Below are 24,757 nucleotides of genomic sequence, written 5' to 3' on the forward strand. Positions count from 1 at the left end.
GCGATCTATACGGGCTTTCAAATGGCTGTCGATGCGCAGTGTGCCTTAACTCCACCTTCCATGGGACGAGGTAGGAAGTTCTTGCGCGATGATCGCGCGAGCATTGGAAGAATTCATGCGTTTGACCGCTATTTCTGAGAAAGGCGTTTCTTTTTCTCGCTCGCGGTTGACAGTTTTATCTTGCGCTCAACCTATGCCGCTTCGATCGGCGGAATCGAACTAGGGCTGGCTGACGAGATAGGAGCGGGAATGAGCCACACTTCGGAAGCCACGGGCGAGCGGGTCACGCTTCCAAGGCTGCAACGGTGCAAAGAGGAGGGGCGGCGGCTCGTGATGACGACCGCCTATGATGCAGTCACCGCCCGTATTGCGGATTCCATCGTGGATATGATCCTTGTCGGAGACAGCGTCGGCAACGTCTGCCTCGGATTCGACAATACGCTTCCGGTCAGCGTGGCGATGATGAATCACCATCTCGAGGCGGTTGCGCGCACAAAACCTCGGGCCTTGCTCGTGGCCGATATGCCATTTCTGAGCTTTCACTTAAGTCCGGAGAACACGATACGCAACGCCGGCGGCTTCTTGCAGCGTGGCGCTGACGCCATCAAGCTCGAGGGCGGATCCAAACGGGTCGAAATGATACGGGCTCTGGTCGAGTGCGAGATTCCGGTGATGGGTCATCTCGGCCTGACCCCGCAGAGCGTGAATGTCATGGGTGGATTCAAAGTGCAGGGGCGCAAGGCCGATGACGCCTTGCGCCTGCTCGACGACGCCCATCGTTTGCAGGAGGCCGGCTGTTTCGCGCTGGTTCTCGAAGGTATTCCGGCCGAGCTCGCCGCGCGAGCGACAGAAACGCTGACGATACCGACGATCGGGATTGGCGCAGGTCCCGGTTGTTCGGGACAGGTGTTGGTGTTCCACGACGTGCTTGGCTTGATAGAAGGCCGTGTCCCAACATTCGTTCGGACCTACACCGACGGCTTTCGGGTGTTGCAGGAGGCGCTGTCGCATTGGGTTGCCGATGTTCGAAACGGTACATTCCCGGCAGCGCAAGAGTCGTATGGGCTTCCCGAAGGCATAAGTGAGACAATCGCAAATTGGACGCCTTCCAATCCAACCTGATGTAAAGTAAAGATGCAGACAATCACGACGGTCGCTGAGCTTCGCCGGGCTCTAGCAAAGGATCGCTTGATCGGAAAGCGAATCGGTTTCGTACCGACAATGGGCTATCTACACAACGGCCATATGGCGTTGGTTGAGGCCAGCCGGGCGCAATGCGACATCACCGTGCTTAGCATCTTCGTCAACCCTGCTCAGTTTGGGCCAAACGAGGATCTCACCACCTATCCGCGCGACTTCGCTCGCGACGAGAAACTGTGCCGCGATGCGGATGTTGCGATCGTCTTCGCGCCGGGGGCTGAGGAAATCTATCCAGCTCAATTTGAGTCCTACATTGAACCGGGCGAGCTCGCGAAGCCGCTCTGCGGAGCTTTCAGGCCAGGACATTTTCGCGGGGTCGCGACTGTTGTATGCAAGCTGTTCAATATGGTGCGGCCGGACGTCGCGTTCGTCGGCCAAAAGGACTTCCAGCAGTGCGCGGTCGTGCGTCGCATGGCCACTGATCTCAATCTTCCGATCGAGATCGTCACTGTGCCAACGGTTCGGGACGCGGACGGTCTTGCAATGAGCAGCCGCAACCGGTATCTCAGCGAGGAAGACCGAGGGCGGGCCCTCGCCATCAGCTGTGGGCTACTCGCCGCAGCAGAGGAGTTCCGCTTGGGAGAGCGGAACGTAGACAGGCTGATGGCAATTGCCAAGAAGCATTTGGAAGCGGTCGATCGGCTGCAGTACGTTGCGCTCGTCGACAGCGATACGCTTAAGCCCGGCGTCAGTCCGCTGCGCCGGCCAGCGGCGCTATGCGTGGCAGCCTATGTCGGCTCGACGAGGCTTATCGACAACGTGATACTTGCGTAGCGCGACGGAGGCGAAAGAATCGGCTTGAGTGAAGCTGTCCGACGCGAAGCGCCTCCCGCAAGCCGTCGTCCCCCTTGCGGGGCGGCTGAAGAAATCATCTTCGAACAAGTGCAGCTTCGGCGCGCGGACTGTCAGGTCCTTGCCATTCCCGGGCTTTGCTTGGCTGAGCGCCGGATCGGCCTGATTGGTGACAATGGTTCAGGCAAGAGCACGATGCTGCGGCTTATGAACGGGTTGCTCCCGCCAACACGCGGCCGCGTAGAGGTGGCGGGCCTCGATACGGTACGGCATCGCAAGCACCTTCCAGCAAAGGTCGGCTTCTTGTTTCAAAATCCCGACCACCAGCTCATCTTCCCCACGGTTGTCGAGGAGGTCGCTTTTGGGCCTGCGGAGCGGGGAATGCCAGCGCCACAGGCGCGCCAACAGGCGATGGCACTGCTGGAGCGGCACGGCTGCGCGCAATGGGCGGAACGCAACGTCAATGAGCTATCCGGCGGTCAGAAGCAGCTTGTCTGCATCCTGGCGCTGCTCGCAACGGACCCGTCGATCCTGCTGATGGACGAGCCGTTCTCCAGTCTCGACTTGCCGACACGATTGCGGATGTATCGCAGGATCACGGCGCTTCCGCAGCGGGTCGTGATGGCGTCTCATGATTTCGAACTGCTCGCGGAGTTCGATCGCATAATCTGGCTGGATGCGGGCCACATTCGCCTCGATGGCCGACCCGACGAGGTGCTGCCTGCCTACCGGGCCCATGCAACGATCGTTGGTCAGGGGACGGCCTAACGTCATGATGACCGGCGGCCTCGCGCCACAGACCTGGTTGCACCGCGTACCAGCCGGCGTCAAGCTTGCGGGGCTTGCTCTGCTCAGCGTACTTCTGCTCCCGGTCGGCGACTGGCGAATTCTGGCGGGCGCCTTGGCGATGATTGCCGTGGTCTATGCTGGCTTCGGCCGCGTCGGCATGGCGCGCCTCAGCTTGCTGCGCCCATTGCTGCCGCTGCTTGTCGTCGTTGGCGGCGTGCAGACCGCATCGGTTAGCTGGAATGCCGGCGCCGTCGTCACCATGCGGCTCCTAGCGATGCTTCTGCTTGCTGATCTCGTCAGCATGACCACCGCGATGAGCGCTCTGATCGAGGCGTTGGCGCCAGTGCTCCGCTTGCTGCGCCCGCTTGGGGTCAATCCTCGCAAGATGGCGCTCGCAGTCGCTCTTGTCCTGCGTTTCGTCCCCGTCCTGATGACGCGGTGGCGCGCCCGCGAGGAGGCCTGGAAGGCACGCACACACCGGCGTATTCCGCCGCGACTGGTGGCCGCTTTCGTCGCCGACATTCTGCAGCTTGCCGACCGTGTCGCGGAAGCGCTCGATGCGCGCGGTTTCGACCGGTCGACCGTCGATCGTCACTCATCCCCGTTGTAGGAGACATCCCGTGGAGTCCCGCGCTATCGTTCGTATCGCCCTGCTGGCGGCCGTCATCGCAGCGCTTGGCATGGTGCCCAGCATCGTCTTGCCGATCGCCGTGGGGGTGCCGATCACGGCCCAGACGCTCGGCGTCATGCTGGCCGGGATCGTTCTCGGCCCTCGCCACGGCGCACTGGCGGTGCTGCTGTTCCTGTTCGTAGTTCTGCTCGGAGCGCCACTGCTGTCAGGCGGACGCGGCGGGCTCGGCGTACTTTTCGGACCGTCCGTTGGCTTCCTGCTGGGCTGGGCTCCCGCTGCTTTTGTGTCGGGTCTCATAATGGCGCGGCTGAAGGCTTTGCCGGTGTTCGCGGCGGCGCTCGTTGCCGCGATCACGGGCGGTATCGTCGTGGAGTATGCTTGCGGTATTCTCGGCCTGATGGCGATGGCAAGGATGAGCTTGCCGCAGGCCTTGGCCGCAACCGCCGTGTTCGTGCCGGGCGATCTTTTGAAGACGCTGGCCACCGCCTCTGTCGCGGAGGCGTCGCACCGGAGCTATCCGGCCGCAATCGTCAGCCGTTCATGACCGTGGCCTCCACCATCACTGCAACGCTGTCGCGGCATGCGCGCAAAACGCCGGACCGATTGGCCGTCGTTTGCGACAATCATGCAGTGAGTTGGAAAGATCTCGATCAGGCGGTGAATCGTTTAGCCGGACATCTGGCGAAGGTGGTGCCGGCCGGCCGCGGGGTCGCCTTGCACCTGCCGAGCGGGCCGGCACTCGTGCTGCTGTTTCTCGCAGCCTGCCGCGCAGGTCGGGAAGCGCAAATTCTTGATCCCTCCTGGCTGACGGAGACGGCGCGGCTTGCGATCACGGCGCTGACGCCGGGGATCGTCGTGAGTGGCGATGCAACATTGGCCGGGGACACAGAGGTGTTCGCGGTTGTCGATCCTTACGGCCCGTTCGAGTCCGTCGCGGACGCCATTGGCGCCGGTCCGTCGCCCGAGGCGATGGTCGAGCCAGATCCGCTGACGCCGTTCTATGTCGGCTTCACCTCGGGATCGACCGGAACGCCGAAAGGATATCGCCGCCACCATCAATCGTGGATCGAGAGTTTTCGGGCGGGGGACCGCGAGTTCGATATCGGCGCCCGCGACATCGTTCTCGCACCGGGCGCGCTGACGCATTCCTTATTCCTCTACGGTCTTGCCCATGGGCTCTATGTCGGTGCGACCGTCATCCTCTGTCGGCATTTCCGGCCCAATCTCGTCAACCGCCTGATCGTTTCGCACCGTGTGAGTGTTATTTACGGCGTACCAACCCAACTCGAAATGATGATCGAGGCCGCCGTGCGCGATGGCCTGCCGCCATTCGTAAGCGTGCGGTGGACGCTGTCATCTGGTGCGAAATGGCAGGGTCGCGCGCTTGCCGAGTTACGGCAGCAATTTCCGTCAGCGCGCTTTGCCGAATTCTACGGCGCCTCAGAGTTGAGCTTCGTGACCGTGGCGAAGGACGACGAGGATGTCCCACCGGACTCCGTGGGGCGTCCATTCGCAGACGTCAGTCTCACCATCCGTGACCATCTCGGGCGACGCCTACCGTCTGGAGAGGCCGGTCAGGTATTCGTGGCAAGTCCGTTCCTCTTCATGGAGTATGCCTGCGGAAGCGAAACGCTGCTGCCACGTCATGGCGACGCGGTGTCAGTCGGCGACATCGGCATGGTCGACGAGCGCGGTTTCCTGCGGCTTGCCGGCCGTGCCAGCCGCATGATCATCACGGCCGGCAAGAATGTGCATCCGGAGGAGATCGAGCGTGTGATCGAGGGACATCCTGCCGTGGTTGCGGCGGGAGTCCTGGGTGCCATCGACGAGCGTCGGGGCGAGCGGCTGGTGGCACTGCTCAGGCTCGGTCCGGATGGGCGCCTGGGGTCTTCCGATCTGATCAGCCATGCTCGCATGAGCTTGCCGCTCTACAAGATCCCGCGACGCTTTGCCGTGCCATCGCGCTGGCCGATGACCTCCTCCGGCAAAACCGATTTCCACGCGCTGCGCCAAATCTGGGAATCCGGTGCCTACGAGTTGTTGCGATGAGGGCCGCATATCTCGTCGCCGCACGCCGCACGGCGGTCGCTCCTCGGGGTGGCGCCTTCAGGGCGGCGGAGGCCGACGAACTTGGCGCGGCGCCGATCCGGGCTGTGCTGGCCGATACCGGCATCGCGGCGGAGGCGATCGACGACGTGATCTTCGGCAACGCGCTGTACGGCGGCGGAAACCCGGCGCGGCTAGCCGCGCTGCGGGCGGGTCTCCCCGATTACGTTCCGGCGCTGACCATCGACAGCCAGTGCTGCGGTGGCCTCGACGCGATTATGCTCGCCGCCGAGCGCATCGCGAGCGGAGGTGCGGACGCGGTCATCGCCGGCGGTCTTGAGAGTTTCAGCCGCGCGCCGCTGCGCGCGCGGCCGCCGCATCACGCCGGCGAAGTGCCGCAACCCTATGACCGTCCTCCGTTCGCCCCGTGGCCGGAGCGGGACCCCGACATGATCGCTGCCGCCGTGACGTTGGCTGAGAGGCTTGGCATTTCGCGTGCACGGCAAGATGAATTTGCGATCGAAAGCCATCGCAAGGCGCTGCAAAATCCCTCCTTGGCGGCCGAGATCGTGCCGCTCGCCCAGCTTTCGCACGATGCCTTTACCCGGGCCCTGACGGGGGCCACCTGCGCACGCCTTCCGCCGCTTGCAGGCAATGCTGCGTTTGGCGTGACGCGCGCGACGGTGGCGGTCGAAGCCGATGCGGCGGCAGCCCTCCTCGTCGTGTCGGAGAGGTTGATCCGACGCCTCAACGCGAGGCGGCCTGTGCGGATAATATCGGCGGTCCGCCGCGGTGGGGATCCGGCTGTGCCGGGTGCGGCACCTATTGCAGCGGCCGAGAGCCTCCTGGCAGCGGAACGGATCGCGCCGACACGGATAGCGGTTAGCGAGGTCATGGAGGCCTTCGCCGTTCAGGCTATCGCATGTGTCGACGGAATCGGGCTGCCGTTGTCGTCGCTTAATCGTAGGGGCGGTGGGCTAGCACGAGGGCATCCGATCGGCGCATCGGGCGCGATCCTGGCGGTACGCCTCTGGCATGAGATGCAATCAGAAACATCCGGAGCGGTCGGGCTGGCGGCTATTGCGGCTGCGGGCGGGCTCGGCAGCGCGCTACTTGCGACGATCTAAGAGAGGGACGGGCCAGGATGATCCAAATGCCAGGGGGCCCCGAACCGCTGACACAGGCGAAGGTGTTTCGTGTCGCGCGGGCAATCGATCTTGCTGCCTTCGTGGGCACGGAACTCGCTCCTGGGCGCTGGCGTTCGGTGACCCAGGAAGAGGTCGATCAGTTCGTCGTGCTGACGGGTGATCGGAACTGGGTTCATACCGATGTTGACCGCGCCATGCACGAACTCGACGGAGGAACGACGATTGTGCCCGGCCAATTGCTCCTGGCGCTCGTACCAGCGCTCTTGCAGGAGGCGTATGTCGTCGTGGGTGCCGCGCAAAGCCGTGCGGCGACTCTCCGCGCAGTTCGATTCCGTTTCCCGGTACGTCCCGGCGATGTGTTCCGGCTACGGGCGCGATTGATCCTCGTGGAGCAACGGCCGCGTTTCGTCCAGGTGGACGCATCGTGTGACCTCGAACTGAAGTCCGGACAACGGGCACTGACGTCTCAACGTACGGACGTCTTTTTCGACTGAGGCAGGCGCCATCCCGCCCTACGGGCGGTCTCGTTCAGACCCTCGCAACGAATTGGGTGAAATGACCGTGAACAAAGCGTGACGGAAACGCCCGTCGTTATCAGTAAAATCAATAGTTTAGAAGGTGGTCACTGCGTTCGAGTGGCAGGGGCGCGCCTCGGTCAGATCGCAACCTGAACCGAATGTCGGTATCGGTGGTTGCGCCTCCGGGATTTGAACCTGTGGGCGCACAGCGTGCCCTGCGAACTGGGCGAGCGACGCATACCGAGCCCGTTGGAACGTCTCCCATTTAGACCAAGGCTGCTGCTATCGTTCTCCCTGAGAACGCCGCAACGAAATCGCAACGAATTGGGTGAAACGACCGTGAACAAAAGGAGACGAAAACACCTGTCACTGCGAGAAAAATCAACAACTTAGAAGATATTCACTGCGTTCGGGACGCCGGGTTCGTAGGACGATCCCGATTCACCATCCATATCCTTCGCAACCTTGACCAGCATCACGTAGCGCGAATGACGCTCGACAAGTGTTGCGACATAACTATTCTATTCCCCGATCCACCGATCAGGTCGCCCAACTTTCTTTCACTTCATTCCCCACGACACGACCGACGCGGACCCGAACAAGCCTCCGCCGCCACCCAAATGGCTGTTGAACGTCACTTACAGCTGGTACCGCGATTTCTACAGCGGCCGAACGTTCGAGCATTTCAACATTGGCCTTACTCTCGGTTACGAGAGCGGCAGGATTGAACAGACTGGGAAGAAGGTGGACCTGACCACGATCAGCCTGAGCGTCAAGAATTAAGATGCGGAAAAACAGAAATTTGACTTGCGCCGTCGGGCAAAACGGTGGTTCATAGGGTGCTGGTGCAATAAAGCCGGAACCAGCCCATGTCAGACGTTGAACCTTCTTCAGAGCTATCGAAAATCGCCAGGTTGAACGGCGACTTTCGCAAGAACTACGGGACGTTCTTAGGCGCGTTCCTGTATTTGCGGTCGATCAGTGCCGCGCGCGGCCGTTCCTGGTTCTTATTTTAAGAGCGGCCACCCGGCGCGGGCCGCGGATCGTCGCGCCGAATGTGCCGTAGGGTTCAAAAGCTGAGGTGAGCACGTCCATCAGCGAGGGTCGCCCTCCGTAAACCGACATCTCGATCGCCGTGCGCTGTCAACTCAGGCGTCAACAGGCAACAAGCATTTCGAAATGAAGGAAGACGCTGTCATTGCGTTCTCTGGCCCGAGCAAATCTGATGCAAACAAAGATCGCTGAAAGAAGAGGGCACCTGAAGCGCCTAGTACTCGTTCCCGTCGCTGTGATGAAGATCAAAAGCTCGATCGTACCTGTCGCGGGCTTCGGTACCTACGCTGTATCGGCCGGGCCACCATGAATGCGGTGGATTGTAGTTGTCGTTCTCAGCGTCTTCCTTGGCCTTTCTGCTTAAATCCTCGGGCGTCCAGAGCGACATTGATTTATCTTTACTCATGCCCAGGTCCTCCGAGTGTGCTGCGGCCTATCGCACCGGCAGCAATTTGAAACGAAGTGCCAGTCGCCCAACAGCATCCCACCAGAACTCTGAATCCATCGCCTACGGTCTCATCGAGGACAATCATGCTGACGGACAGAAAAAAAGCGAGCGCCGCAAAGAAAGTTCCGGCCGCGCTGGCGAGCGCCGCCGCGTCGTCGGCACCGAAGCTCAATTCTTCCGGCCGTTGGAATCTTATTGTGTGTGCAATACGGCTTGGCAGATCGATGCCCATATAGAAACCAAAAGCCCCGTAAAGCACAATCAAAAGGACCATCCATTCATTTCGAAACAACTCGGTTTCCATGCGCATCAGTCCTACGCCCACGTACAGGCCGCCTGCGCCGCCAACCATGGCCAGTCCGGTCCTTTCAAAGATGTGTGCCACCTTAACGACAACGGAACGGCCCAGCCACGTTGCGAGGGTGACGTAAGCGTACTTCGCCAACTGTTTCTCCCTAGTGACAAAGCGCACGGCTCTTGGGGCGAGACTTCGAGACCGCCTCCAATAGAGCCCTGACCAGCTATTGATTTGGTGGCTAGTTCAGCCTGAAATCGGAGTGGCAACTAGGCCGTTATGAGCGGCAGAAGAACGATCGGTTTCTTTGAATCTGATGCGGTTTCGGCAAGGGTGAGATTTGTTGAGGTCCCTTCTGGTGCAAGGGTTGCGGCCCTCTGGCTAGCGCACGGCTACGGGCTGGCCGAGCTGGAAGCGACGACATGTCGGATATGGGACGATCTTTCAGAGCAGCTCTGGTCTTTGGGAAGTGTCCGCACCGACGTGTCAACAGCTATACTACGACTGTAGAACCGTGCGGTTGCATTGTTGGCCACCATGGTTGCAGTCGCCGGCGACGCTGCGATGACATCTGCCTTGAGCGCTACCAATTCGTCTGCGACGCGAAGCACCCCGTGGGATTGCCTCTCCCCGAACCGGCAACCGATGATGACATTCTGGCTGGCGGCCCATGCGAGCTCGCGCGGTCCTCGTCGAAACGCTTCCAGGGGGCGCCAGCCAACAGTGTCGCGCACACCCATAGGCGGGACAGCGGTCGGCTGCGGCCTGGGTTTGATCTTGATCAAGTTCAGCAGCGTCGCCGCCACGATCATCGTTAGGACGCCACCAACGCTGAGCGTGATGTGCATCGCAAGCCCCTCAGATATGTCGAGCAGCGCCAGGAGGCTGACGAGCGTGAGCAGAACGCCGAGGCAGAAGATTGGCAATGAGTGCTTGCCACAGAGGATGGCGCCGCGCATCACCGCAGTCGTCAATGCTTGTCGATTGGGTGGCACGAACCATACCGCTACAACCGCAAGAGCCAAGAAATGCAACAGACGCAACGGATCGAGATTCGATTTGTCCATCGGGTAAGCCAAGTTCGTCAGGCCCTTCGGTATCAACGCTTCCAGCGGCTTGATTCTCCAGCTCAATACGATGGCGAGGCTGAAGACCAGATAAAGAACAGCAGGCACAAGCACCATGCGCGACGTTAGCCAGGGGCGCACTCTTTCGCCCTCGATTATCACCCACGCGCCAAGGACCACGAGCAGTTGCCAGGCCAGTGGATTGAAAGCCCAGTGGCCGTTCGGCCACGCCGGCAAGGACCAGCCGAATATATGCACCAGCGTATAAAGCGCCAGCGAGGCGCCAAGCGTCACGTTCGGCAGTCGCAGCAGCAACCACAGCAACGGCGCGAACAAAAGGTGGAGAAGCACGAAGATCGGCAATACGTCTGTATTGACCGGACGATACTGCAGGATCGCCGCGTGCGCGAGCGTCGCGCCGGGCTGATCCAACAGAATGCGCGTATTGCTCTCGTCAGCAAGGCGTTCCACGCCAGCGATGTGGACTAGAAGGGCGCAGGCGAGCGTGAGCAGCAGAAATGCGATATAGATGTCCCAGCTTCGCCGCAGCGTTCGGCGGATCACGAGACTCCATCCCTCGCACCTCAATACCTTTCCGTAGGCCAGTGCGCAGGTGACGCCCGAGACGAACATGAACAGTTCCGCCGCATCGCTGAAGCCGTAGTTTCGCGGCGTCAGCCAGCTTCCAATGTTATTGGGGACATGATCAAGAAAGATGCACCAGAGCGCGATGCCGCGGCAGGCGTCAATCCGCAGGTCGCGGCCGTTGGCTTTCAGCTCCGGCAGTGCGGCCGCTGATGGCTTCGGGGTGGCGGTTAGCATTGGCTTGCCTCGTCTAGCGTGCGCGCACGCTTAAAGAGGAACGATCGAAAGCGACCGATTTGACCAAAAGCGCGGCCCTGCTCCGGTCGTGACAGCGCCGCAGTCCAGCGTTGCTTCACGTCGACCTGGCCACGACACCAATCGCGACAATGATCATATGGCCGCGCTTGAGTAAAACGCTGGTGGAGAGGGTGACCGTCGACATCATCGTTTAAGTTGCGCAGTGTGTAAATTGGCCGCAGGTCGGTACGAAGAGGTGCCTAGGTCCTATGACGAAGGTACTGTCGGGGCGGCGGCATCTATTTGATACCTTCAACCACGCGATGAGCAATTCATCGCGCGCGTGGACGGTGGGGCAGCGAGGACCGCGCTTCATGTAGTCCTTGCTCATTACGATTGTGTGTCGGTTGCAACCATAACGCACAGCAGCACTCGGCTCCTACTTTGAGTGCCTGACGGCGAACCACTGGACCAGAGATAGAAGGTGAACGGTTTCCAAGGTGGGTGTATGATTTTTTCATTGATCTCCGGGCGGTCATTGGACGGAGAGCATTTTTATGAAGGTTCTTGTTGTTGACGATCACACATTGATCCGCGAGGCGTTGCACGGCGTCCTGAAGCAATTGAAGCGAGAAGCCGTGATATTCGAGGCTTCGAGCAGTCGAGAGGCCATGCGCATCGTCGAGGAGCATCCCGATATCAGCCTCATTTTGCTCGATATCAATTTGCCTGACCGCGACGGCTTCTCTGTCCTTTGCGAACTGCGCCATCGCTATACGACGATTGCTATCATCATTCTCTCGTCCTCCGATGATCAGGACACGGTCAGGCGCGCTTTCAAACTTGGCGCGCTGGGTTTCATTCCGAAAACCACGGAACGTGAAGTGATGCTCAATGCTATTGAGTTGGTGTTCTCCGGCGGAGTTTACATTCCCTCGGAGATGCTGGAGGAAACGGCAGGTCCGCGGTTTGCGGATAAACCATTGGCTCGCGACTCACTCAAGGGGCGAGGATTGACCGATCGTCAGATCGACGTACTTGCGCTCCTGATGAAGGGAAAAAGCAACAAGGTCATTGCCAGGACGCTCAATATGGCAGTGCCGACAGTGAAGAATCACATGACGGTCGTTCTCAAGGCGCTCGGCGTAGCGACCCGCACGGAGGCCGTCATAAAAGTCGGAAAAATGGGCTGGGAATGGCCGCCGAAGTCTGAATCATGACACTGCCCCGGTGCCTCCTCCACCATCATGATCCCTGAGGAGCTCATGCATGACAGCGCGGAGCCGCATCGGGTCGACCGGCTTGTGCAGCAAAATGTAGCCTCTGTCCCTAGCGTCCCGCAGAGGTTCAGCTGCGGTATCGCCGCTGATGAGAATGGCGGGAATTGACGAGCCAAACGCCGCATTGATTTGTTCAATTGCCCGGATGCCGGTCTTCCCGCTTGCGAGATGATAGTCCGAGATTATGAGATCTGGGCGCTGTTCGCGCTCGGCAAGTTGGACAAGTGCAGGTTCGTCGGATCCGGAGGCAAGAACCGAGTATCCCCATTTGCTAAGCAATCCGCCCGTTCCCTCCTGCACGATCGGAGTATCGGCAACAACGAGAATTGCCTTGCCGTCGATTGCGAAGGCACCGGGGTATGGTAAGTCGGCGGGCGCCGCGGACCTGACGCATTGATCGATTTTCGGAACCAGGATCGCAAATCGCGAACCTCGGCCCATAGTCGAAGCCAGGTCGATTTGATGGTGGAGAAGCACGCGAAGCTTGTCGACGATAGCGAGGCCGAGGCCCAGTCCGCCGGACCGGTTCTGTTCGGCGGTGGGGATCTGAAAAAACTCACCAAAGATATTGTGCTTTTGGTCCTCGGGAATGCCAGGACCGGTATCCCATACTTCGATACGCAACATTTCACCACGCCGACGACATCCGACCAGGATACCGCCCCGCAAGGTATAGCGTACCGCATTTGATACAAGATTCAGCATGATGCGTTCGAGCAGCATCGAGTCGCTTCGCACCCATGCGTCACTCGGCCTGACGCGTAGCCGCAGACCCTTTTTTTGCGTCGCCTGGTCAAACGCCGTCTCGATTTTTTGCAACAGGCGCCCGAGCGGGAACTCGGTGATTTGGGGGATAAGCATCCCGGCATCCAGCCTGGAAATGTCCAGGAGCGAATTGAACATTTCGTCCATTTCCTTGCGGGTGGCGTCGATTCGTTCGACCGTTTTTGTCCTTTCTTCCGGTTTGAGCGGCGTGCGCAGCTGGGCGACGAACAACCCCAACGCATGTAAGGGCTGCCGCAAATCATGGCTTGCCATGGCGAGAAAGCGCGATTTCGCTGCGTTGGCGAGCTCCAGTTCCTGCGTACGCTCTGCGACTTTCTGCTCGAGTTCGACGTGCGCGCGGCGCAGGCTTCGTTCCGCTTTCTTGCGGACCTCGACATCAGCGCTCAGCAGCAAGCTTGGAACGGTAATACTGATCAAGAACATCAACACGAGCAGGAATGACGCATTGGGATCTGGCGTCGCGAATGGGCCGCCGCCCGTGTGCGTTCCCCAAATCGTGATACCCGCAAGCACGAGGGCAACCGTTGCGGTATCGCGTGGCCCGCCACGCAGCGCCGCCCATAACATGGGCAGGATGGCGAGAAAACCGAGTGGATCTCGGCCGGGCGTCTGCTCGATCAGGGGGCTGAATGCAATCAGCCCAACAACCGACGCTGTCGTGAGCACGCCGACCGTCTCCAGAAGTTCACGGGAATTGAAGGCATGATAGCGGCTCGATGTCCAAAGCACGATCGCGGGGGCAATGACCAGCGCGCCAGTCACGTCGCCCAGCCACCAGGTGATCCACGCGTCCGCGAAATTCTGCCGTTCGATGTACCCGAAGATTGCCAGACTGGTCAGTCCAATGCTGGCACTGATCGGTGTCGCGATCACGACGCAAATCACAGCAAACTTCGCGACAGAGTCGGGCTTTGAAAACGTGTTACACCCACCCGACCATCGATTAATAAGATAAGCGCCAGTAACTGCTTCGAGAGAGTTACCGGCCGCAATCGCAATTGCGGTGGCAACGGAGCCTGCCGTCGTAACATTAGCGATCATCGCGGCCGCAAAAATTGCTGGCCAGGTCCGATATCCCCGCAACAGCACCGCCGCCAGCGCGACACCCGTCGGTGGCCAAATTGGCGTTGCACTGGGATGAATGGAGGCGAGAGTAAGCCCGCCTTTTGCCAAGACGAGATAGATGGCTCCAATTGCGACCAGATCGATGACGTAGCTGATAGCTCGGCTAGAATTTGTCCTGAGAGCTAATGATCGTGGATCGGACATTGTCGACGCCTGGACCAGGCAATTGGCTCGTCCATCGAGACTGACTTTTGATCGCTGGTCGAAGATCAAAGATCACAAGGTCGATACGGCAGATGCGCTCCGATCGAATTGATCACCGCGGTCTGCTGGCGGACTAAGAGACGGCGCGTGCGATGGAGCATTTGGCCGACTTGCTGTTTAATCCCGCGAATTGCCTCAGAACCAGTGGGACGTTGCGCCCCCGAATTCGCGTCGTCTCCCCCCGAGCTTTGGGGGGACGCATCGTACGACGAAGATAGGCTCTCCGAAAGTCCGGATTGGGATCGGGATCAGGTCGGTCTCTACGTCGAGAGCCCTATCTCTCGTTGGAGTCTCGGGACTGAACTACTTGCACGATAAGTCTGCGTACGGCGCGACGAGGGCGCGCAAGCTTCACTCAAAAATGGAAGCATCGGAGGCGTAGCATGACGCTGCCGCCCCGGTCCGCTTGTAGTTCAGCCCCAGCGGGGCGCCTGTCAGGAACCTTCGCATTAAAGGTGCGAGCGTCTCGAGTGATTCCGTTGGCAAGGAGAGGAATAATCGGCCGGGTCACGGCAGAAATCTTCGAAATTGAATGTGCTTAAGTTCGAGAGGCGTTGTGGCCACGGATCGTCGCACCACTGAAGCGCCTGCGCGGCGGTCGAGAATACGGGATGGCGTGTCCGTGGCTCCATTGCCAGCAGGGCACGAACGCGGTTTGTAATGCTATCGCTGCGGAGTAAATCTAGATGCTTCTTGAGCGCCTCGTGATCGCCAATCAATGCGGAAATCGCGGCGTGGGATCCTTCGTGACGAGTGCGATCCTTTGCGCGGTAACGATCACGTCGGCGGCACGTTTCGGTAATAGGCGCTTTCAGCACTCGTAGCTCTGCGCAGCAAGCATCTTCCTCGAGCACAATAAGCACTTTGCGCGCCTGCCGGTTGGCCCGGGGCCAGGCCATGATGGTCGACAGATAAAGTTCAGTAAGGGAAGGCGCCAATCGCCGGCGACTTGCAGACCGTCGTGACGAGATCGATCTCCGACATCCTCAGCCTAAGAGCCGCCACCAGAGGCAGGCGGACCGCGATGCGATCTTCGAGGGCAGGCCGCTTCGGTTCGTGACGGCGCCAGGAGACGTGGGAAGACAAGCGCGCGATGAAGTCGTTCACGCGCGACGAGAGGCGCCGGCCGATGACGCGGTTCACGTGAATCGGCTGATCCAAGAACTTCGGAACGAGGGAGTATTGGTTGTACAAAGAGGGATGGTCACGCTGAACGATGCGGCGCGGGTGGAGGAGATCAGCGGCTTCGACAAACTACCTTCACCCGCTCGAATGAAATGGAGATGCGCGGATCCAGCCGAGGCCATTACTTGTTCCCGCCATATGGGCCGGCACTCAGCTTAACGCCATTCCACGCTGGTGATCCTGTAGGCCTTCGCCCCGCGAGGCGAAAGAACCTCTACAGTGGCTTCTTTCGTCTTTCCGATGAGCGCGCGAGCAAGCGACGAGAAGACAGAGATCTTGCCCTGTTCTGCATCGGCCTCGGGCTCGCCGGTCGACGTGCTGGGGAAGCTCGATGCCGTGACGCTGGGCGTCGTTGGCGTATGGGGAGCTGGTCCGCGAAATGCGTCGCCATCGCCGGTCTGTCGATGGCACGCTCATCGACTGGGTCGTGCTGCGCAACCGGTTTTCCCCCGATCCGGTCTCAGCTAAAGCGGTGCTCTCTGAAAGCTTGAACGAACTGGGGTTGACGCTGGGCTTTCGAACCAGCGCCGGGCTGCCTGAGCGTCCGGTTTACCGGAATCTCTTTCCCCGCGGCCTTTCGGGGCTGGACGGCAATACGCCCGGTATCGACGCCGATGCGGCGCATCCGGTCGCTGAGCGCGAGGTGCAGAGCGTCGTAGATGCATTGAGATCAGCGTTTCGTGATCAGGCGAGGGATCGACCAGACGGTCTTGCATCTCTTGCAAGGTGTCCGCCTCCGTCGTAGGCACGTTGAGCGAAACAGGTCCGTTCGCTTTTATGGGATCATTAGGGATCCTTGAAGGCCCTGACGCTCACACTTGGCATGGTGCCGGCAGCTGCCCAGGGACGCAGCGCGAACGCGAGTCGGTACGCTCACCTGTAGCCTGTCGCCCGGAGTCGGAATGATTGTCGCAGGACAGCGGCAACTGAGCTGCAAGTACAAGTCGGCGAAAGGCAGGGCCCGCGAGGCTTATGTCGGGACCGTTACTGCACTGGGCCTCGATATCAGCGCCACGTCCGGTGGCCAGCTCACTTGGGCCGTTTTTGCGCCGACCACGCTGGGCCGGGCGGCATTAGCCGGAACCTATACTGGTGCGACCGCCGGTAGCACCGTGGGGGTCGGAGTTGGTGCCAACATCCTGATGGGAGGCTCGAATCCTACAATCGCCCTGCAGCCGATGTCCTTGCAGGCGCAGACCGGTATGAACATTGCCGCGGGTGTATCCACGATGGAGCTGCAGCCGACCACTGCCCCTCCAAGTCGCGGAGCTCAGTGAGTTGCGCAGATCGGATCGGCGAACGGGCTTCTGCATCACGCAGCCCGTGCACTTTCTCCGGGTCTTGCAAAGGAAGCCGTGCCGCCGTCAAGATCGATCAGCGCATCAATGGCTTCATTGAGCTCCGAGGCCGCACCCGACTGCATGCCTTGCTTTGCGGGCGCTACGAGGCGGTATGCGTCTAACGCCCACCGGCGGAGCAGATCTCGCTTCTGCTCCTCGCATGATGTCGGGGCACGCAGAACCTCGCCTGGTCGGGGTAGCCAAAGCGCGCCAGCGTTATCGATCTTGCGGTCAAATGTTCAAGGCGAATTTCGGAAGCCGCGGTCAGCGGCGCTTCTTTTCCTGCTTTCGCTTGGCCTTCAGCACGTCCGCTTGACTGCGATACGCCCCTGCCAGGTTCAAGAAGTTTTCCGAGATTTCCGGGTCGGCGGTTGCTTTCGCCATTCGCTCGGCCTGGTCAGCGTGCTTTCGCAAAGGTTTGGTTTCCTTTGCCATAGTGCACCCCGCATCGTGATGAACCCTCAAGCTCTGATATGGTTCAACATTCATGATCGCACCAGAAAGATCGGCGAGCCGCTTCCCGTAACCGGCCCGAGCCGATCCAAGCCAGCCCACCACCCGGCTCGAATTGTGCGAAGTGCTTTCGGTGGCCCGCTATCGATTGGTCAGCCGTCAGAAGGTTTCGGTAATCTTGCTCAGGCGAGGGGGATGATCTGGGTCAAACCCGCAGGCCCGCGCCGTCTGCTCGATCATCCGATAGGCCGGAACCAGCATGGTGATCGGGTCGGTGGCGGGGTCATCCTCGGCCAACCAGGGTAGGGAGCCATGCGGTCCGCCGCATAGATGTAGCGCGATGTTTTGTTCGCGCAATTCGTCTGCCAGCGCGTCCACTGTGGCCGCCGTTTCATCCAAGAGGCGCATCATGATAACCGGCGTGCGCGACGATAACGCAGCGCGTGGCCCATGCTGCAGCTCGGCGGCGCTCAGACCAATGGAAGGAAGGCGCAAGATTTCCGACAGTTTGAGCGCGATCTCTCGCGCCGAGCCCAGGCCCAGGCCCCGCGCCGCCACAAACACAGCTGACGCCTTGGCGAGACCATCGGCAATCCCGGACCAGTCGAGTGCCAGCGCGCGGTGCAGGCGCTCGGGCAGTCTGTCGAGGCTTGACCGCAGCGCTTGATCTCCCGCCAGCTCAGCAACAAGTCCGGCGCCGGCGGCCATCGAGCCGATCACGGTCTTGGTCGCCGCTACGGAGTGCTCCTGGCCGGCCTCGATCGGAACGACGAATTCCGCTTCGTCAGCCACCGGCGACGACGTCGCATTGACGATGGCGATGGTGCGGGCGCCCGCGGCGCGCGCCGACCTGGTCGCCGCGACAAGATCCGGGCTGCGCCCGGATTGCGAGATCACGATGAACAGCGCATGGCGCAGCATCAACGGCGTGCGAAAAGCCGTGATCACCGAAGGAGCGCTGGCTGAAACGGGAAGGCGAAGCCGCGTCTCGACAAGGTATCTCAAGTAAACCCCGGCATGCCCCGAGCTGCCCCGGCCGCACACGACGCACAGGGGCGCACAGCCAATCCCAATTCGCCGCGCGATGTCGCGCGTGGCCGGGCGATTACCAAGGCTTTTGGCAACAACATCCGCGCTTTCCCCTATTTCGCTCGCCATCGCGGATGTCGTCACGGCTCGCGCGCTCCGCCTTGCTTCCGCGCCGCTTGCTTGGGATGCCGGTCAGGATGCGAGTCACGATCCCCGGCGAGCTCGGCAAACACGCGCCGAAGATTGCCGTCACATTTTTTCAGGATGGTCTCGGCATCGACCCTGTCGACACCCAACGCCAGCAGGCCAGCCGTCTTGATGTCTCCCTCGGCCTGCTCAAGCCAGTGTGCCGCGTGCGACGGATCACAGTGCGCGATTTGCGCCACCATGGCCTCGGCGCGCCGCTTCAGCTTGGCATTCGTCGGCTGCATGTTCACCATCATGCCGCGGTACACCCGGCCAAGGCGCAGCATGATTCCTGAGGAGATCAGGTTCAGCACGACCTTTTGCGCGGTGCCCGCCTTCATCCGCGTGGAGCCGGCGATCAGTTCGCGGCCGGTCGCGATCAGCACCGGAAACGTTGCCGACGCCAGCAGTACGGTGCCAGGATTGTTTGCAACGCCGATCGTCACTGTACCAAAAGAGCCTGCCTGCTGCAGCGCCGCGACCGTGAATGGCGTTGTTCCGCTGGCGGCAACGGCGATCACAACGTCGTGCGGGGTGAGCCGCGCGGCATTGATCTGTGTGACCGCGTCATCGATATCGTCCTCAGCACCTTCGATGCTCGTGACGAACGCGCTGTCTCCGCCGGCGACGATGAAGTGAACGCGCTGGCTGGGCCATGCGAAGGTCGGCATCAACTCGGCGCCGTCCTGGACCGCCACGCGGGCCGAGGTGCCGGCGCCGACATACACAATGCGTCCATGATCACCCAGCGCCGCTTTGGCGGCCTCGGTCGCTGCAGTAATCGCGGGAAGGGCATGGCCGATCGCCGCGACTGCCGCAAGCTGGCCCTCCCACATCGCTTCCATCGCTGACGCGAGCTGCCATGCATCAAGATCGGCAAAGCGGAGATCGACTTCTTCGGTGGCCATATAATTGATCCATGCTCCATCAAACGCGGAACTTTGAAGCCTGCTCCTGGTCAGCTTCTCTCTTGGGCAGGTCTTTGTTGGGCACCTCAAGCCGCCCTCGCGCCACCAGTAATGCGCCGGCCGCCGCGTCGGCATCAGGACACCTCAGGCGCGCGCGCAGGCCTGGCGTCAGCCACGGCGTAATGGCATCCGCGAGCCCGCCTACGAGCGAAAGCTGGTCAATTCCTCTCGCCAGGAAAAGATCAAGCAGATCGCCAATGGCATCGGCCGCGCGTTCGACAATGCGACGGCCGACCGGATCGCCCTGATTAGCGTGCCGCATCACGATCGGCGCGAACGCTGCGTAGTCTGTGGCCCTGGCTTCTTCAGACCAGGCCACCGCCTGATAGGGATCATGATCGAAGGCGCCCAGCACCTCTGAAAGCAATGGGGTCAGCTCGCCGCGGCGATCCGCGGCCCGCAGCGCCAGTCGAACAACCTGCAGGCCGATGTCGGCACCGCTGCCTTCGTCCGACACGGGAAAGCCGTAACCGGCGAGACGGACTTCGCGGCCGTCGATCAGGCCGACACCCACCGAGCCCGTGCCGGCTACCACGATGGCCCCGTCCGCACCGCTATGGGCGCCGAGACAGGCCGCCAGGCCGTCGCTGATGAAGATGACCGATGCAAAGGGATGCGCGATCTTGTTGAGCGCCGCTTCCGCACCGCGGCGACCGAGACCGGCAAGGCCAATTCCGGCGTGCATCCGCGCGAAATCCTCGCGCGTCAGTCCGGCCTGTGCGGCTGCCGCTTCAGTGGCTTCCATGATGGACCGCCAAGCATTGTCAAAGCCAATCCGCGTCGTGGCAGGCCCCGCGCTTGCTCCACCGAGTACCCTGCTGCTTTCGTCCTCGATCCGGGCGCGGCAGCGGGTTCCGCCGCCATCAATGCCGAGATACGTGGTACCTTTTGTTCCCATGGAAAGTTAACGCGGAGGTTTCTTTCCAGGTCCCGCCGAAGCTGCCTGGTGTACATTTGAGGGCCTTCTACGGGACTCGCCTCACGAGTCCGTGACTGCCCTTCTCGGGTCAATACAGATGGGCAACGCTGGTTATTCCGCTCCCACGATTTCCGCGCAGCACATCTTTGATGGTGCCGACATGCGCGGGCCGGGGTCGGTCAGAATCTCGCAGGGGCGGATTGAAAGCATCACCTTCGGCGAGCCGGAGGCGCGCGCCTCAATCCAACTTCCCGCAGACGCGATCCTTGCACCCGGATTCATCGACATCCAGGTCAACGGAGGCGGCGGCGTTCTTCTCAACGACCAGCCTACGGAGGCTGGCGTTCGACGCATCGTGGAGGCGCACCGCAAGGCGGGGACCACGGGCTGCTTGCCGACCTTCATCACCGATCGCAGCGAGGTCATCGAGCGATTGGCTGCAGTCGGCCAGGCTTGCCTGACGATTCCCGGCGTTCTCGGCTTTCATCTGGAAGGACCGGCCCTCAACAGGTCTCGCAAGGGCATTCATCCGGAAGCCGAGATACGCGTGCCGGACCGGCGCGATCTCGCGGCAATCAAAAGTTTTGGGGGGTGCGGCCGCTCCATGGTGACCTTGGCCCCGGAATGCGTGCCCGCATCCATTATTGATGAATTGATCGACGCCGGATTGCGTATCGCGGCCGGCCACAGCGACGCCACCGCAGCCGAAATCGGGCAGGCGGTCGATCGCGGTGTCTCGGGGGCGACCCATCTGTTCAACGCCATGTCGCAGTTGAACCCCCGGGAGCCGGGCCTGGTCGGCGCCGCGCTTGACGATGACCGGCTGTTTGCAGGGATCATCTGCGACGGCATCCACGTTGATCCGGCCTGCTTGCGCGTTGCGTTCCGCTGCAAGGGGCGTGATCGATTGATGCTGGTCACCGATGCCATGTCATTGGCGGGCACCGACGACCGGCAATTCATGCTGCAAGGAAGGCAGGTCACGTTGCACGAAAATCGCCTGACGGGCCCCGATGGCACACTCGCTGGCGCTCACCTCACCATGATCGAGGCGCTGCGCAACGCTGTTAAGCTGCTCGAAATCTCCCTTGTCGATGCCCTCATCATGGCTTCTCGGACTCCCGCGGTATTTCTGGGCCTTGAGTCCGCGCTTGGACGGATCGCGCCCGGATACCGCGCGGACCTTGTCGCCTTCAATCCGAACTTTGAAATCGTCGGCACATGGATAGGCGGTGTCGGTTCGACGGGCAGAGAACTTCACGCTGAAGATTGAAGGAGAGGACGCAAGTCGGCGGCCCGGTTCATAGCGGACCACCGACTCGCAACCGCGACACTGAAGCGGGCGATGTCGGCATCTCTTCCGCTGGTGCTTGGGAGAGCCTCCAAGAGACCTGTCAGGCAACAGTGGCGGCCGTTCTCTCTCAGAACTCCGCAACGAAATCGCAACGAATTGGGTGAAACAACCGTGAACAAAACGGCATGGAAACGCCTGCCACAGCGAGAAAGATCAATTACTTTGAAGAGGTGCACTGCGTTCGGGGCGCAATGGTCCAGTCTGCGGAGTTTCTCCGAGAAGCTTTCAATGCTATCAATTCTGATAGCGCGACATGAGACGGATCCAGTAGACAGCCCCTAACAGCATTTCGGTGAGCGCTAAGTGGAACCGCGGGCCGTACCGCCACATCATCGAGATTAACTTCCACACGCAAGCTTATTCCATGATTTAGAGAGCGCGGGCGTGGTGACGTCTTTGCAGCGGAGCCGCCAGCCTACGCGATCAAGGTCATACAATTGTTTTTAGATATAGGGTGGAGTCAAAATATTTACTTGCTGGCGTAGAGTCCTTGATGCCGGCATTAGCCATGAAAAAATCTGTCGATTGCTGCAGCCAGTTGGTGACCGTCCCGTCTGAATACATGCGTTTCCAATCCTTGGACGTGAACATCTTCTGGGCCTTGAATGACTCGTTGATGTCGGCCAGCGGTGTTTGGCTATAGTGGCCCTTCTGTAGTTTATCCATCGCTTCGGTGCTGTTCGCGACGATGTAGTCGTTGGCATCCGCCCAACCACGGATGAGCTTCGCCAGCGTTTCCTTGTTTGGTTCGTAGTAATCGTTGGCCGCCGCCCAGCCGCCGATGATGGCGGCCTTTGGATAGTAGGCTGATGCATCGGCGAGCTTGACCGCGCCTGGCACCTTGTCGCGAACCGTGACGTTGAAGGGTACCCAGAGAGCGACGGCCGGGACCGCGCCAGAGATAAAGGCGGTCACGGCGGCCGGCATGGTCTGGTTGACGAGTTCGACCTCCTTTGGATCGACCTTGTTGGCGCGAAGCGCGGTATCCAGGAACACATGCGCGGTGGTACCGGTCGCGGTGGCGATCCGCTTGCCCTTCAGGTCCTCGAACGACTTGATGCCCTGGTCGCCGCGAACCCAGAGCTGTGCGGTCGCGACCTCAATGTCGTTGATCAGGAACACTTTGCCCTGGCCCCGAGCCGGGAAGTTCGAGAGCACGGCGCCGGTGGCCAGCACGTCGAGGCTGCCGCCGATCAGCGCCTGGAAGATCTCCAGGCCGGTGTTGAACTGCCGCAGCTCAAGGTCGAGCCCCTGTTTCTCGAAGGAGCCGCGATCCATGCCTGTCCAGATCTGGCCATCGACGGCGACGGTGTGGAGATAGCCGACCCGTACCTTGGTTTTCGCCTGCGCGATCGCGGGCGCTGCGAGCGTGAGAGATCCCAGAGCAAGGCCCGCGGTGGTTGTCAGAAATTGTCTGCGATCCATGGTGTATCCTCCGTTTTGCTTGTTATTCCGAGAATGATGCTGGACGCATTTGCGCCTGCTGGGCGCGGTACTCGTCCATGACGAGTTGCCTGATGTAGCTTCGCAGCTCGCCGAATTCGGGCCGCTCCTGGATCGATTCATCGCGCGGATAAGCGAACGGCACGTCGATGATCTCCCTGATCCGTGCCGGCCGCGCGGTCACCACCACGATGCGGGAGGCGAGATAGATCGCCTCTTCCACGGAGTGGGTGATGAGCATGACCGTCTTGCCTTCGGTCTCCAGCACCTTGAGCAGCAGGTTCTGCATGTTGGAGCGTGTCTGGGCGTCGAGCGCGCCGAACGGCTCATCCATCAGCAGGAATTGCGGCTTGACCGCATAGGCCCGTGCAATCGCGAGCCGTTGCCGCATGCCGCCGGACAGATGTTTCGGATAGGAGTTGGCGAAGTCGGACAGGCCCATCAAGCCAAGATAGTGATCGCAGATCGCGTCGCGCTCGGCGGTCGGAACACGGTTGGCGTTGAGCGTCAGGCCGAAGGCGATGTTCTGCTTCACGGTCAACCACGGGAATACGCCATATTCCTGGAAGATGACACCGCGCTCGGGGCCGGGGCCGGCGACGGGACTTCCGTCGAACAGGACCTTGCCAGTCGTCGGCTTCTGGAAGCCCGCGAGCATGCTCATCATCGTGGTCTTGCCGCAGCCGGACGGGCCGATCACGGCAATGAAGTCGCCGTCGTTGATGTCGTAGCTGATGTCCTCGACGACGTTGAGGCGGCCCTTCGCAGTCTCGAAGGACAGGCAAACGTTTTCGAACTGCGCACGCTTCGTCATGCGATGGCCCGATCCTGCCACACCAGCAATCGCGCCGTGATCTTGCGCAGGATCATGTCCATGATCAGGGCGATCAGGCCGATGCAGATGATGCCGACATAGATGACGTCGAGCAGGAAATAGGTCGAGGCATTCTGGATCATCGCACCAAGTCCGCGCTGGGCCGCGATCAGTTCGGACGCCACCAGAGTCGCCCAGGCCACACCCAATGCCACCCGCAACGCGGTGAGGATATGCGGGACGGTGAGGGGAATGATGACCTTGCGGAAGATTTCCGCCTGATTGGCGCCGAGCGTCTGCGCTACGCGGATGTAGAGAGGCGTGATTTGCGAGACCCCCTCATACATCACGATCACGCCGGAGAAGAATGATGCGTAGACCAGGATGACGAGTTTCGCGACCTCGTCCACGCCGAAATAGACGATCACCAGCGGGATCAGCGCGATTGGTGGCAGCGCGCGGAAGAAGTTGATCATTGGATCGGCGAAGGTGCGGGCCGGGCGATACCAGCCGAGCAGGAAACCCACCGGCACCGCGGCGAGAATCCCGAGCGCGACGCCGAAGAAGACGCGTCTGGTCGAGACGAAGATGTCGACGAGGAGGCCTTCTTTCGTGAGAAGCTCGAAGAACTTGGCGGCGACCTGGTGCGGGGCGGGGATCAGCGAGACATTGACGAAGCCGCTCCAGCGCACCGTGTACCAGAGCAGGATTGCACCGATCCACGGTATCAATCCGAGACCAAAGCGTCTCACGCCAGCTCCGTTCATTCGACGCGTCCACCCAGATTGCGGTTGATGTTTTTCGAACTCATATTATAAATAGGATGACCAGACAAGAGCGCCTTTGGTCATAGGCATCGCAG

Annotated in this window: 23 protein-coding genes and 1 pseudogene; 12 read left to right on the forward strand and 12 right to left on the reverse strand. The window is 60.8% G+C overall.

What is annotated here, in order from left to right:
* Positions 1-249 precede the first annotated feature (249 nt).
* The 8 genes from panB to ABIB90_RS31900 are packed head-to-tail and all read left to right on the forward strand — an operon-like array spanning position 250 to position 7,100.
* Complete coding sequence (gene panB, locus ABIB90_RS31865) at positions 250-1,122, forward strand: 3-methyl-2-oxobutanoate hydroxymethyltransferase (RefSeq protein WP_354165036.1); 873 nt, start codon at positions 250-252, stop codon at positions 1,120-1,122.
* Between the two features lie 12 nt (positions 1,123-1,134).
* Positions 1,135-1,974 carry a pantoate--beta-alanine ligase gene (gene panC / locus ABIB90_RS31870; RefSeq protein WP_354202071.1) on the forward strand — a complete coding sequence of 280 codons (840 nt, stop codon included), beginning with the start codon at positions 1,135-1,137 and terminating at the stop codon, positions 1,972-1,974.
* A gap of 24 nt (positions 1,975-1,998) precedes the next feature.
* Positions 1,999-2,760: an energy-coupling factor ABC transporter ATP-binding protein gene (locus ABIB90_RS31875; protein WP_354202072.1), complete on the forward strand. Its 762-nt coding sequence runs from the start codon at positions 1,999-2,001 to the stop codon at positions 2,758-2,760.
* Positions 2,761-2,764: 4 nt separating this feature from the next.
* Positions 2,765-3,391 carry a CbiQ family ECF transporter T component gene (locus tag ABIB90_RS31880; RefSeq protein ID WP_354165045.1) on the forward strand — a complete coding sequence of 209 codons (627 nt, stop codon included), beginning with the start codon at positions 2,765-2,767 and terminating at the stop codon, positions 3,389-3,391.
* Between the two features lie 10 nt (positions 3,392-3,401).
* Positions 3,402-3,956 (forward strand): biotin transporter BioY, encoded by a 555-nt coding sequence (locus ABIB90_RS31885; RefSeq protein WP_354165048.1) that lies wholly within the window; start codon positions 3,402-3,404, stop codon positions 3,954-3,956.
* Positions 3,953-5,461, forward strand: a complete 1,509-nt coding sequence (locus tag ABIB90_RS31890) for an AMP-binding protein (protein WP_354165051.1) — start codon at positions 3,953-3,955, stop codon at positions 5,459-5,461. The genes ABIB90_RS31885 and ABIB90_RS31890 overlap by 4 nt, the downstream gene beginning before the upstream one ends.
* Positions 5,458-6,585: a thiolase family protein gene (locus ABIB90_RS31895; RefSeq protein ID WP_354165054.1), complete on the forward strand. Its 1,128-nt coding sequence runs from the start codon at positions 5,458-5,460 to the stop codon at positions 6,583-6,585. The genes ABIB90_RS31890 and ABIB90_RS31895 overlap by 4 nt, the downstream gene beginning before the upstream one ends.
* 26 nt (positions 6,586-6,611) lie before the next feature.
* Positions 6,612-7,100 (forward strand): MaoC/PaaZ C-terminal domain-containing protein, encoded by a 489-nt coding sequence (locus ABIB90_RS31900; protein ID WP_354165057.1) that lies wholly within the window; start codon positions 6,612-6,614, stop codon positions 7,098-7,100.
* Positions 7,101-8,575: 1,475 nt separating this feature from the next.
* On the opposite strand, the gene ABIB90_RS31905 is transcribed toward ABIB90_RS31900, so the two are convergent.
* Together ABIB90_RS31905 and ABIB90_RS31910 are read right to left on the reverse strand one after the other, a co-directional pair.
* Complete coding sequence (locus ABIB90_RS31905; RefSeq protein WP_354165063.1) at positions 8,576-9,070, reverse strand: hypothetical protein; 495 nt, start codon at positions 9,068-9,070, stop codon at positions 8,576-8,578.
* A gap of 242 nt (positions 9,071-9,312) precedes the next feature.
* Positions 9,313-10,809, reverse strand: a complete 1,497-nt coding sequence (locus ABIB90_RS31910) for an OpgC domain-containing protein (RefSeq protein ID WP_354165067.1) — start codon at positions 10,807-10,809, stop codon at positions 9,313-9,315.
* Positions 10,810-11,366: 557 nt separating this feature from the next.
* Between ABIB90_RS31910 and ABIB90_RS31915 the strand changes: the two genes are divergently transcribed.
* On the forward strand, positions 11,367-12,029 hold the full coding sequence (locus tag ABIB90_RS31915; RefSeq protein ID WP_354165070.1) for a response regulator: 663 nt from the start codon (positions 11,367-11,369) through the stop codon (positions 12,027-12,029).
* On the opposite strand, the gene ABIB90_RS31920 is transcribed toward ABIB90_RS31915, so the two are convergent.
* From ABIB90_RS31920 to ABIB90_RS31930, 3 genes and pseudogenes are all read right to left on the reverse strand, one after another.
* A complete protein-coding gene (locus ABIB90_RS31920) occupies positions 12,024-14,144 on the reverse strand; it encodes an MASE1 domain-containing protein (RefSeq protein ID WP_354165073.1) in 2,121 nt (706 codons plus the stop codon). The two genes, ABIB90_RS31915 and ABIB90_RS31920, sit on opposite strands and share 6 nt — an antisense overlap.
* Positions 14,145-15,122: 978 nt before the next feature.
* Positions 15,123-15,347, reverse strand: coding sequence for a hypothetical protein (locus ABIB90_RS31925; RefSeq protein ID WP_354165076.1), 225 nt, complete (start codon positions 15,345-15,347; stop codon positions 15,123-15,125).
* Between the two features lie 197 nt (positions 15,348-15,544).
* Positions 15,545-15,697, reverse strand: a pseudogene (locus ABIB90_RS31930) (GreA/GreB family elongation factor); the annotation flags it as partial.
* Between the two features lie 71 nt (positions 15,698-15,768).
* Between ABIB90_RS31930 and ABIB90_RS31935 the strand changes: the two are divergent.
* Positions 15,769-16,134: a division plane positioning ATPase MipZ gene (locus ABIB90_RS31935; RefSeq protein WP_354165079.1), complete on the forward strand. Its 366-nt coding sequence runs from the start codon at positions 15,769-15,771 to the stop codon at positions 16,132-16,134.
* Positions 16,135-16,207: 73 nt separating this feature from the next.
* Positions 16,208-16,666 carry a DUF992 domain-containing protein gene (locus ABIB90_RS31940; RefSeq protein WP_354165081.1) on the forward strand — a complete coding sequence of 153 codons (459 nt, stop codon included), beginning with the start codon at positions 16,208-16,210 and terminating at the stop codon, positions 16,664-16,666.
* 327 nt (positions 16,667-16,993) lie between these two features.
* Here ABIB90_RS31940 and ABIB90_RS31945 read toward each other — a convergent pair whose 3' ends face one another.
* From ABIB90_RS31945 to ABIB90_RS31960, 4 genes are all read right to left on the reverse strand, one after another.
* Positions 16,994-17,164 carry a hypothetical protein gene (locus ABIB90_RS31945; protein ID WP_354165084.1) on the reverse strand — a complete coding sequence of 57 codons (171 nt, stop codon included), beginning with the start codon at positions 17,162-17,164 and terminating at the stop codon, positions 16,994-16,996.
* A gap of 177 nt (positions 17,165-17,341) precedes the next feature.
* Positions 17,342-18,355: an SIS domain-containing protein gene (locus tag ABIB90_RS31950; protein WP_354202073.1), complete on the reverse strand. Its 1,014-nt coding sequence runs from the start codon at positions 18,353-18,355 to the stop codon at positions 17,342-17,344.
* The gene (locus tag ABIB90_RS31955) at positions 18,352-19,305 is read right to left on the reverse strand and encodes an N-acetylmuramic acid 6-phosphate etherase (RefSeq protein WP_354202074.1); all 954 of its coding nucleotides are present in this window, start codon (positions 19,303-19,305) and stop codon (positions 18,352-18,354) included. Before ABIB90_RS31955 ends, ABIB90_RS31950 begins: the two co-directional genes overlap by 4 nt.
* Positions 19,306-19,324: 19 nt before the next feature.
* Entirely contained in the window at positions 19,325-20,263 is a 939-nt protein-coding gene (locus ABIB90_RS31960) for a glucosamine kinase nucleotide-binding domain-containing protein (protein ID WP_354202075.1), read from the reverse strand.
* Positions 20,264-20,381: 118 nt separating this feature from the next.
* Between ABIB90_RS31960 and nagA the strand changes: the two genes are divergently transcribed.
* Positions 20,382-21,557, forward strand: coding sequence for an N-acetylglucosamine-6-phosphate deacetylase (gene nagA / locus ABIB90_RS31965; protein WP_354165095.1), 1,176 nt, complete (start codon positions 20,382-20,384; stop codon positions 21,555-21,557).
* A gap of 510 nt (positions 21,558-22,067) precedes the next feature.
* Here nagA and ABIB90_RS31970 read toward each other — a convergent pair.
* Genes ABIB90_RS31970 through ABIB90_RS31980 form a run of 3 tightly spaced genes read right to left on the reverse strand, consistent with a single transcriptional unit; the run spans position 22,068 to position 24,662 of the window.
* On the reverse strand, positions 22,068-23,063 hold the full coding sequence (locus ABIB90_RS31970; protein ID WP_354165097.1) for an ABC transporter substrate-binding protein: 996 nt from the start codon (positions 23,061-23,063) through the stop codon (positions 22,068-22,070).
* 22 nt (positions 23,064-23,085) lie between these two features.
* Positions 23,086-23,895 carry an ABC transporter ATP-binding protein gene (locus tag ABIB90_RS31975; protein WP_354202076.1) on the reverse strand — a complete coding sequence of 270 codons (810 nt, stop codon included), beginning with the start codon at positions 23,893-23,895 and terminating at the stop codon, positions 23,086-23,088.
* On the reverse strand, positions 23,892-24,662 hold the full coding sequence (locus tag ABIB90_RS31980) for an ABC transporter permease (RefSeq protein ID WP_354165103.1): 771 nt from the start codon (positions 24,660-24,662) through the stop codon (positions 23,892-23,894). The genes ABIB90_RS31975 and ABIB90_RS31980 overlap by 4 nt, the downstream gene beginning before the upstream one ends.
* Positions 24,663-24,757: the final 95 nt, after the last annotated feature.

It is taken from the genome of Bradyrhizobium sp. JR4.1 (assembly GCF_040548605.1).
In the GTDB taxonomy this organism is placed as follows: domain Bacteria; phylum Pseudomonadota; class Alphaproteobacteria; order Rhizobiales; family Xanthobacteraceae; genus Bradyrhizobium; species Bradyrhizobium canariense.

Bases quoted from the DNA above. Each gene is read 5' to 3' on its own strand.
- panB (WP_354165036.1), top strand. From the start codon at position 250: ATGAGCCACACTTCGGAAGCCACGGGCGAGCGGGTCACGCTTCCAAGG.
- panC (WP_354202071.1), top strand. From the start codon at position 1,135: ATGCAGACAATCACGACGGTCGCTGAGCTTCGCCGGGCTCTAGCAAAG.
- ABIB90_RS31880 (WP_354165045.1), top strand. From the start codon at position 2,765: ATGATGACCGGCGGCCTCGCGCCACAGACCTGGTTGCACCGCGTACCA.
- ABIB90_RS31890 (WP_354165051.1), top strand. From the start codon at position 3,953: ATGACCGTGGCCTCCACCATCACTGCAACGCTGTCGCGGCATGCGCGC.
- ABIB90_RS31895 (WP_354165054.1), top strand. From the start codon at position 5,458: ATGAGGGCCGCATATCTCGTCGCCGCACGCCGCACGGCGGTCGCTCCT.
- ABIB90_RS31900 (WP_354165057.1), top strand. From the start codon at position 6,612: ATGCCAGGGGGCCCCGAACCGCTGACACAGGCGAAGGTGTTTCGTGTC.
- ABIB90_RS31910 (WP_354165067.1), bottom strand. From the start codon at position 10,809: ATGCTAACCGCCACCCCGAAGCCATCAGCGGCCGCACTGCCGGAGCTG.
- ABIB90_RS31915 (WP_354165070.1), top strand. From the start codon at position 11,367: ATGAAGGTTCTTGTTGTTGACGATCACACATTGATCCGCGAGGCGTTG.
- ABIB90_RS31920 (WP_354165073.1), bottom strand. From the start codon at position 14,144: ATGTCCGATCCACGATCATTAGCTCTCAGGACAAATTCTAGCCGAGCT.
- ABIB90_RS31935 (WP_354165079.1), top strand. From the start codon at position 15,769: ATGCGTCGCCATCGCCGGTCTGTCGATGGCACGCTCATCGACTGGGTC.
- ABIB90_RS31945 (WP_354165084.1), bottom strand. From the start codon at position 17,164: ATGGCAAAGGAAACCAAACCTTTGCGAAAGCACGCTGACCAGGCCGAG.
- ABIB90_RS31955 (WP_354202074.1), bottom strand. From the start codon at position 19,305: ATGGCCACCGAAGAAGTCGATCTCCGCTTTGCCGATCTTGATGCATGG.
- ABIB90_RS31960 (WP_354202075.1), bottom strand. From the start codon at position 20,263: ATGGGAACAAAAGGTACCACGTATCTCGGCATTGATGGCGGCGGAACC.
- nagA (WP_354165095.1), top strand. From the start codon at position 20,382: ATGGGCAACGCTGGTTATTCCGCTCCCACGATTTCCGCGCAGCACATC.
- ABIB90_RS31970 (WP_354165097.1), bottom strand. From the start codon at position 23,063: ATGGATCGCAGACAATTTCTGACAACCACCGCGGGCCTTGCTCTGGGA.
- ABIB90_RS31975 (WP_354202076.1), bottom strand. From the start codon at position 23,895: ATGACGAAGCGTGCGCAGTTCGAAAACGTTTGCCTGTCCTTCGAGACT.
- ABIB90_RS31980 (WP_354165103.1), bottom strand. From the start codon at position 24,662: ATGAACGGAGCTGGCGTGAGACGCTTTGGTCTCGGATTGATACCGTGG.